Origin of the sequence: Sphingomonas sp. (genome assembly GCF_031380695.1) — a bacterium.
In the GTDB taxonomy this organism is placed as follows: Bacteria; Pseudomonadota; Alphaproteobacteria; order Sphingomonadales; family Sphingomonadaceae; genus Sphingomicrobium.
This window is the reverse complement of sequence record NZ_JANMWY010000007.1, coordinates 1-1,841: the sequence shown is the minus strand read 5'-3', so window position 1 is coordinate 1,841 and position 1,841 is coordinate 1. Positions and strand designations below refer to the sequence as shown.

Here is a 1,841-nt window from a genome sequence, read left to right as displayed (position 1 = left end):
GCCCACATCGCCCTGGCCGACCGTTCGCCCGGCCATTTCCAGCATCCGCTCCAGCGGCACGCGCGCCCGGTCCATCAGCTCGGTCGACAGCATGATCTGCGGGGTCAGATCGCGCAGCGACACGTACAGCTTCTCCATCGTGTTGAGCGCCATGTACGGGCACATGTTGCAGTTGCAGTTGCCGTCGCCGCCGGGCGCGCCGATGAATTTCTTGTGCGGCGCGGCTTTCTCCATCTGGTGGATGATGTGCGGCTCGGTCGCGACGATGATCGTCTGCGCCGGGCTGGTCAGCGCAAAGTCGAGGATCGCCTTGGTCGACCCGACCAAATCGGCATGGTCGACGATGTGCGGCGGGCATTCGGGGTGGGCGGCGACCGGCGCGCCGGGGTTTTCCGCCATCAGCTTGAGCAGCTCGGTCTCCGAGAATGCCTGGTGGACGATGCAGATGCCCGGCCACAACAGCATCTCGCGCCCCGTCCGCCGCGCCAGATAGCCGCCGAGGTGGCGGTCGGGGCCGAAGATGATCTTCTGCTCCTTGGGGATCTGGCTGAGGATGATGTCGGCCGACGACGAGGTGACGATGATGTCGCTGAGCGCCTTCACCTCGGCCGAGCAGTTGATGTAGGTCAACGCAATATGGTCGGGGTGGGCCTCGCGGAACGCCTTGAACTGATCGGGCGGACACGAGTCTTCCAGGCTGCATCCGGCGTCCATGTCGGGCAGGATCACGGTCTTTTGCGGCGACAATATCTTCGCCGTCTCGGCCATGAAGCGCACGCCGCAAAAGGCGATGACGTCGGCATCGGTCGCGGCCGCCTTGCGCGACAGGTCGAGGCTGTCGCCGACGAAATCGGCGAGGTCCTGCAACTCGGGCTTCTGGTAATAATGCGCCAGGATGACCGCGTTGCGCTCCTTCTTCAGGCGCATGATCTCGTCGAGCAGGGCGGGGCCGGCGGGCGGGCGAATGGGGGCGGTCAAATCGGGCTCCTCGGGCCGGTGATTAAGGTGTGGCCATGACTTCATTTAGGGACCGTGAGCGATCGATGAAAGACGGATCGTCGGTCGGGTCCGACCCGAACCGCGCAACCACCTTCGCATCGCCGATCCCGGCGGCGCGGAGGGGCAAGGCGAAGCTGCGCTCGACCGCCTGCCGCGCGGCGTCGCGGGCGAGGCGCATCGGCGTTGCCGCCTGCGCCTGCTTGCGCAAATCGGTGATCGCGGCGCTGCGATTGGCTTCGTCGAGCGTCGTGCGCGCATCGCCGATCACGGTCAGTACCCCGCCCGAGCCATATTCACGCGCGGCGGCGAGATCGACTTCGGGACCGGCGATCTCGATCTCGGGCAGGGTCACGGTCAGGGTCTTGCTGGCGTCGTCCCACTTGACGTCCCGTTGACGCAGCTTGGCCAGGTCGAGCTCGTAGCGGACGTCGCCGGGCAGGATCAGCGTGCGTTCGGAGGTGAACATCAGTTGCGACTGTTTCGATGTCACGACCGACACATAGCGGGCGACGAACGGCACCAGCCGGTTCTGTGCGCGCATCGATTCCAGGCTGGCGCGGGCGATGCTGCTGACATCGCCGCCGAAGAGCTTGCGCTTGATGTTCCACCCGCCGCCGACCAGCAAGCCGACGACCAGCGCCCCGACGATCGCGGCGATGGCGAGCGGGGTCAGGCCGCGACGGGGCTGGGGCGAAGCGTCCATGTCTCTCCTTGCGCATCAACAAGTTCGCGTCGCTGAAGGTCCACCAGATGCGCCAGCACCGACCCGCCTGCCGCCGGGACCAGTCGCGGATCGAGGCCGTGATAGGCGCCCGCGACGTTGTCGGCGTTTGTCTCCTTGC

The 1,841-nt window shown here is 66.4% G+C and carries 3 protein-coding genes; all 3 read right to left on the bottom strand.

What is annotated here, in order from left to right:
• A partial coding sequence (gene nadA, locus RMN84_RS00210) for a quinolinate synthase NadA (protein WP_309610197.1) occupies positions 1–978 on the bottom strand: 978 nt, incomplete at its 3' end.
• Positions 979–1,000: 22 nt separating this feature from the next.
• Positions 1,001–1,702, bottom strand: coding sequence for a DUF4230 domain-containing protein (locus RMN84_RS00205; RefSeq protein WP_309610196.1), 702 nt, complete (start codon positions 1,700–1,702; stop codon positions 1,001–1,003).
• The gene (locus RMN84_RS00200; RefSeq protein WP_309610198.1) at positions 1,669–1,761 is read right to left on the bottom strand and encodes a hypothetical protein; all 93 of its coding nucleotides are present in this window, start codon (positions 1,759–1,761) and stop codon (positions 1,669–1,671) included. Before RMN84_RS00200 ends, RMN84_RS00205 begins: the two co-directional genes overlap by 34 nt.
• Between the last annotated feature and the right edge of the window lie 80 nt (positions 1,762–1,841).

What these genes read in the sequence shown, in the direction of transcription:
- RMN84_RS00205 (WP_309610196.1), bottom strand. Translation starts at nt 1,702, where the DNA reads ATGGACGCTTCGCCCCAGCCCCGTCGCGGCCTGACCCCGCTCGCCATC.